Annotated in this window: 8 protein-coding genes; 7 read left to right on the plus strand and 1 reads right to left on the minus strand. The window is 70.4% G+C overall.

Going from position 1 to position 5,543, the window contains the following annotated elements; genetic code table 11:
- Positions 1 to 286 precede the first annotated feature (286 nt).
- Complete coding sequence (locus tag QMX80_RS17975) at positions 287 to 1,021, minus strand: 16S rRNA (uracil(1498)-N(3))-methyltransferase (RefSeq protein WP_282278540.1); 735 nt, start codon at positions 1,019 to 1,021, stop codon at positions 287 to 289.
- Positions 1,022 to 1,145: 124 nt separating this feature from the next.
- Between QMX80_RS17975 and nudE the strand changes: the two genes are divergently transcribed.
- The 7 genes from nudE to QMX80_RS18010 are packed head-to-tail and all read left to right on the plus strand — an operon-like array spanning position 1,146 to position 5,465.
- Positions 1,146 to 1,694: an ADP compounds hydrolase NudE gene (nudE, locus tag QMX80_RS17980; protein WP_055771215.1), complete on the plus strand. Its 549-nt coding sequence runs from the start codon at positions 1,146 to 1,148 to the stop codon at positions 1,692 to 1,694.
- Positions 1,691 to 2,497: a 3'(2'),5'-bisphosphate nucleotidase CysQ gene (cysQ, locus tag QMX80_RS17985; protein ID WP_282278541.1), complete on the plus strand. Its 807-nt coding sequence runs from the start codon at positions 1,691 to 1,693 to the stop codon at positions 2,495 to 2,497. The genes nudE and cysQ overlap by 4 nt, the downstream gene beginning before the upstream one ends.
- Positions 2,498 to 2,511: 14 nt before the next feature.
- A complete protein-coding gene (gene mazG / locus QMX80_RS17990; protein ID WP_282278547.1) occupies positions 2,512 to 3,327 on the plus strand; it encodes a nucleoside triphosphate pyrophosphohydrolase in 816 nt (271 codons plus the stop codon).
- Positions 3,324 to 3,656: a YnfA family protein gene (locus QMX80_RS17995; protein ID WP_055771209.1), complete on the plus strand. Its 333-nt coding sequence runs from the start codon at positions 3,324 to 3,326 to the stop codon at positions 3,654 to 3,656. The genes mazG and QMX80_RS17995 overlap by 4 nt, the downstream gene beginning before the upstream one ends.
- A 39-nt stretch (positions 3,657 to 3,695) precedes the next feature.
- On the plus strand, positions 3,696 to 3,998 hold the full coding sequence (locus QMX80_RS18000) for a DUF962 domain-containing protein (protein WP_055771896.1): 303 nt from the start codon (positions 3,696 to 3,698) through the stop codon (positions 3,996 to 3,998).
- A gap of 60 nt (positions 3,999 to 4,058) precedes the next feature.
- Positions 4,059 to 5,030, plus strand: a complete 972-nt coding sequence (locus tag QMX80_RS18005; RefSeq protein ID WP_282278545.1) for an SPFH domain-containing protein — start codon at positions 4,059 to 4,061, stop codon at positions 5,028 to 5,030.
- A 3-nt stretch (positions 5,031 to 5,033) separates the two neighbouring features.
- Positions 5,034 to 5,465, plus strand: coding sequence for an NfeD family protein (locus tag QMX80_RS18010; RefSeq protein WP_055771200.1), 432 nt, complete (start codon positions 5,034 to 5,036; stop codon positions 5,463 to 5,465).
- Positions 5,466 to 5,543 lie beyond the last annotated feature (78 nt).

The raw sequence follows: 5,543 nt of genomic DNA on the forward strand, positions 1-5,543 counted from the left end.
CGCCCCCCCGCGCTACACGGGGGGGCCGCGCGGCGGCCCGGTCCCGCCGGCCACCGCCGGGCGGGGCTGGCGCGGTAATGCCGCAGCGGGGCGTTGCCCCGCTCTACAAGAGGATGGAGCGCTGCGGCCCTGTAGCGCCGGGCAGAGCCCGGCGGGGCTTGCGCGGTGATGCCGCACCGGGGGCGTTGTCCCGCTCTACAGGAGGATGGAACGCTGTGGCCCTGTAGCGCCGGGCAGCGCCCGGCGGGGCTGGCGCGGTAATGCCGCAGCGTAGCGTTGCGCCGCTCTACAGGTCGCCCAGGCGCGCCTGCAATGCGGCGATGGCGGCCAGCCCGGCGGTTTCGGTGCGCAGGATGCGCGGGCCCAGCTGCAGTCCCTGGAAGCCGGCGTCGGCCAGTTGCTGGCGGTCGCGCGGCGACCAGCCGCCTTCCGGACCGATGGCGATCACCACGCCGCCGGCTGGCGCGGGCGGCAGTGCGGACAGGCGGTGCTCGCCCTGCGGGTCCAGGGTCAGGCGCAGGCTGTGCGCGGGCAGCATCGCGGCCGCGGCGGCCAATGCCTGCGGCGGCGACAGCGCAGGAAGGCATGCGCGGCCCGACTGGCCGCAGGCCGAGCCGATCACGCTGCGCCAGTGCGCGATGCGCTTCTCCGCGCGCGCGGCGTCAAGCTTCACCTCGGTGCGTTCGGCGTTCACCGGCACGATGGCAGTCACGCCCAGTTCGGTGGCCTTCTGCAGGATCAGGTCCATCTTCTCGCCGCGGGCGATGCCCTGCAGCAGGGTGATGGCCAGCGGCGATTCGTTGTCCAGCGCCTGCGCGGCGTCGATGCGCACCTGCACCTCGCGTTTGCCCACCGCGACCAGCGTCGCGGTGTAATCGCTGCCATCGCCGTTGAACAGCACGCAGGCATCACCTTCGCGCAGGCGCATCACCCGCACCAGGTGATTGGCGGCTTCCTCCGGCAGCGGCAAGGTCTGCCCGATGCGCAGCGGCAGTTCGACAGGGCAGCGGGTCAGGCGCATGCGCGGCTTCCTCGAGGCGGGATCGACGTCGTGACGGCGGGGTCTGCTAGCATTTCGGGCTCATGGAAACGTATCTGCCAGTGCGCATTCTAGCGATCCGCCCTCCCTCCGCCCGGTGCCGGGCATGAGCCGGCGGCTTCCGGTCATCCACCGCGTGCGGGAAGAGGACATCGGTCCGTTCCACCAGGAACACCTGGACCTGGAGTTCTCCAACGGCGAGCGCCGCCATTTCCAGCGGCTGGTCAGCCGCGGACACGGCGCGGTGGTGGTGGTGCCGATGCTGGACGAGGAGACGGTGCTGCTGGTGCGCGAATACGCGGCCGGCCTGCACCGCTACGAGCTCGGACTGGTGAAAGGCCGCATCGATGACGGCGAGACGCCGGAGCAGGCGGCCGACCGCGAGCTCAAGGAGGAAGCCGGCTACGGTGCGCGCCGCATCGACGTGCTGCGCACCCTGACCCTGGCGCCGACCTACATGAGCCACCAGTCGTGGCTGGTGCTGGCGCGCGATCTCTACCCCGAACGCCTTGCCGGCGACGAACCCGAGGAGCTGGAAGTGGTGCCCTGGAAACTGGCCGACCTGGACGGTCTGATGCTGCGCGAGGATTTCTCCGAAGGCCGCTCGCTGGCCGCCCTGTTCATCGCCCGCGAATGGCTGGGGAAGACGCGATGAGCGCCCTGGACACGGCCGTTCGCGAAGCCGTCATCGCCATCGCCCAGCGGGCCGGTGCGGCGATCATGCAGGTCTATGCCGAAGGTTTCGACGTCGCGCACAAGGACGACCAGAGCCCGCTCACCAGCGCCGACCTGGCCGCGCACGAGGTGATCGTGCGCGGCCTGTCGCAGCTGACCCCGGACCTGCCGGTGCTGTCCGAGGAATCGGCGCAGCTGCCGTGGGAGACCCGGCGCCAATGGCAGGACTACTGGCTGGTCGATCCGCTCGACGGCACCCGCGAGTTCATCAAGCGCAATGGCGAATTCAGCGTCAACATCGCGCTGATCCGCGGCGGCGTGCCGGTGTTCGGCGTGGTGCAGGCGCCGGTGACCGGCATCGTCTGGCACGCCGCCCGTGGCGATGGCGCCTGGCGCCGCGAGGGCGGGCGCGAGGACGCGATCATCACCCGGCGGCCGCCGGCGCTGCCGCTGCGGGTGGCGGCCAGCCGTTCGCACCGCGATGCACGCACCGGTGAACTGCTCGCGCGCATGGGCGAGATCGAACTGGTCGCGCAGGGTTCCTCGCTGAAATTCTGCCGCATCGCCGAAGGCACGCTGGACGTGTACCCGCGCCTGGGCCCGACCAGCGAATGGGATACCGCCGCCGGGCAGTGCGTGCTGGAAGCGGCCGGTGGCGCGCTGCTGGCCGCCGACAGCGGCGAGCCGTTCCACTACAACCAGCGTCCACGCCTGCTCAATGGCGACTTCGTCGCGCTGGGCGATCCGGCGCTGCCGTGGCGCGACTGGGTGGCCGGGCTGTGAGCGGCACCGGCGGCATGGGCGAGCCGGGCGACATCGGCACCCTGCTGCGGATCATGGCGCGCCTGCGCGATCCGCAGGGCGGTTGCCCGTGGGACCTGGAGCAGGATTTCTCGACCATCGCGCCGTACACGATCGAGGAAGCCTACGAGGTCGCCGACGCGATCGACCGCAACGATCTGGCCGACCTGAAGGACGAACTCGGCGACCTGCTGCTGCAGGTGGTGTTCCATGCGCAGATGGCCAGCGAGCAGGGCGCGTTCGCCTTCGCCGACGTGGTCGCGGCGATCAGCGGCAAGATGCTGCGCCGGCATCCGCACGTTTTCGGCGATGCGCAGGCCGACGATGCGGGCGAGGTCGTCGCCAACTGGGAACAGATCAAGCAGCGCGAGCGCGCCGACGCGGGCGACACGGATGGCTCGGCGCTGGCCGGCATCGCCCGTGGGCTGCCCGAGTGGCAGCGCGCGTTGAAACTGCAGAAGCGCGCCGCGCGCACCGGCTTCGACTGGCCCGACGTCGCGCCGGTGCTGGACAAGCTGCGCGAGGAAGTCGACGAGGTGCAGGCCGAGTTCGAGACGGCCGCCTATCTGGAAAACCATGCGCGGCTGGAAGACGAGATCGGCGACCTGCTGTTCGTCTGCGCCAATCTGGCCCGCCATGCCAAGGTGGACCCCGGCAGCGCGCTGCGCCGGGCCAACCAGAAGTTCGAGCGCCGCTTCCGCGCCATGGAGGCCCTGGCCGCCGGGCGCGGGCAGGCGATGGCCGCGCTGGACCTGGACCAGCAGGAAGCGCTGTGGCGGGCGGTCAAGCGCGACGAGAAGGGCGCGCCGTGACCAGGACGCTGGCGCTGTTCCTGCTGACCGCGCTGGCCGAGATCGTCGGCTGCTACCTGCCCTGGCTGTGGCTGCGCCAGAACGGCAGCGCCTGGCTGCTGTTGCCGGCGGCGGCCAGCCTGGCCCTGTTCGCCTGGCTGCTGACCCTGCACCCGACCGCCAGCGGCCGCGTCTATGCCGCCTACGGCGGCGTCTATGTCTGCGTCGCGCTGCTGTGGCTGTGGCGGGTGGACGGCGTGGCGCCGACCCGCTGGGACCTGCTCGGCGCCGGTCTGTGCCTGCTGGGCATGGGCGTGATCATGGCCGGCCCGCGCGGCGGTACGGTCTAGGGCGCTATGCTGCGCGCATCGCCCGTCGAGGGATGCGCCATGGCCCGTTTCGGCAGCTTCCGCGAGTTCTATCCGTTCTATCTGCGCGAACACCGCAACCGCACCTGCCGCCGGCTGCATGTGCTCGGCAGCAGCGCCGCCCTGCTGTGCCTGCTGGCCGCCTTGATGACCGGGCGCTGGCAGTGGGCGCTGGCGGCACTGTTCTGCGGCTACGGATTCGCCTGGGTGGGGCACTTCTTCTTCGAGAAGAACCGTCCGGCCACATTCAGCCATCCGCTGTATTCCTTCGCCGGCGACTGGGTGATGTTCGCCGAGGTACTGCGCGGCCGGCTGCCGTTCTAGCCGCGGTGGGCTGGCTATACTCGGCCGGGAAAGACTACGGTTTTAACAAGGAGTGTACTGATGGGTAGCAGTGCCGCTTTTCTCGCGCTGGTGGTGCTCGTGGCCGGCGCCATCGTCCTGTTCAAGACGGTGCGCATGGTGCCGCAGGGCTATGAATGGACGGTGGAGCGCTTCGGCCGCTACACCCACACCATGTCGCCCGGCCTGCACTTCCTGATCCCGGTGGTCTACGGCGTCGGCCGCAAGGTCAACATGATGGAGCAGGTGCTGGACGTGCCCAGCCAGGATGTCATCACCAAGGACAACGCGGTGGTGCGCGTGGACGGGGTGGTGTTCTTCCAGGTGCTGGACGCGGCCAAGGCCGCCTACGAGGTCGCCAACCTGGAGGTGGCGATGATCGCGCTGGTGCAGACCAACATCCGCACCGTGATCGGCTCGATGGACCTGGACGAATCGCTGAGCCAGCGCGAGACCATCAACGCGCAGTTGCTGAGCGTGGTAGACCACGCGACCAATCCGTGGGGGATCAAGGTCAACCGCATCGAGATCCGCGACATCCAGCCGCCGCGCGACCTGGTCGATTCGATGGCGCGGCAGATGAAGGCCGAGCGCGAGAAGCGCGCGCAGATCCTCGAGGCCGAGGGCTCGCGCCAGTCGGAAATCCTGCGCGCCGAAGGCGAGAAGCAGGCCACGGTGCTGGAAGCGGAGGGTCGCAAGGAAGCCGCGTTCCGCGACGCCGAGGCGCGCGAGCGCCTGGCCGAGGCCGAGGCCAAGGCGACGGCCATGGTGTCCGAGGCCATCGCCCAGGGCGACGTGCAGGCGATCAACTACTTCGTCGCGCAGAAGTACGTGGAAGCCTTCCGCGAACTTGCAAGCTCGCCCAACCAGAAGCTGGTGCTGATGCCGATGGAAGCCAGCGGCGTGATCGGCTCCATCGCCGGCGTCGCCGAACTGGCCCGTGAGGCGTTCGCCAAGCAGGAAGAGCGCAAGGCAGCGCCGTCGCGCGGCAACCCGCCGCCACTGGGGCGCTGAGCCATGCGCTGGGAGGTGGTGGCCTGGGCGGCGCTGGCGGTGATCCTGTTCGCCGCCGAGGCGATGGCGCCGGGCGCGTTCATGCTGTGGATGGGCTTCGCCGCGAGCGCGGTGTTCCTGGTGGTATGGGCGTACGACGGGCTGGCCGTGCTGATGCAGGTGGTGCTGTTCGTGGCGCTCAGCTTCGTCTCGATCCAGATCTACCGCACCTGGTTCCGCAGGCGCGCGCGGCCCAGCGACCAGCCCTTGCTCAACCGCCGCGCCGAGCAGCTGATCGGGCGCGTGGTGGTGCTGGACCAGGCCATCGCCAACGGCGCCGGCCGGGCCAAGATCGACGATGCGTTCTGGGTGGTGGCCGGCCCGGACCTGCCTGCCGGCAGCCACGTGCGGGTAGTGGCGGTGGACGGGATGACGCTGAAAGTGCAGGAAGCCTGAAAGGCCGCTCGCGGCCCCGCCGCGCTCGTCCTGCGCCCCGCCCGCCGCACCCGGCAGAGACGTGCGGCGGGCGAGCGG

The organism is Stenotrophomonas sp. PS02297 (assembly GCF_029959705.1).
Lineage (GTDB): Bacteria > Pseudomonadota > Gammaproteobacteria > Xanthomonadales > Xanthomonadaceae > Stenotrophomonas > Stenotrophomonas nitritireducens.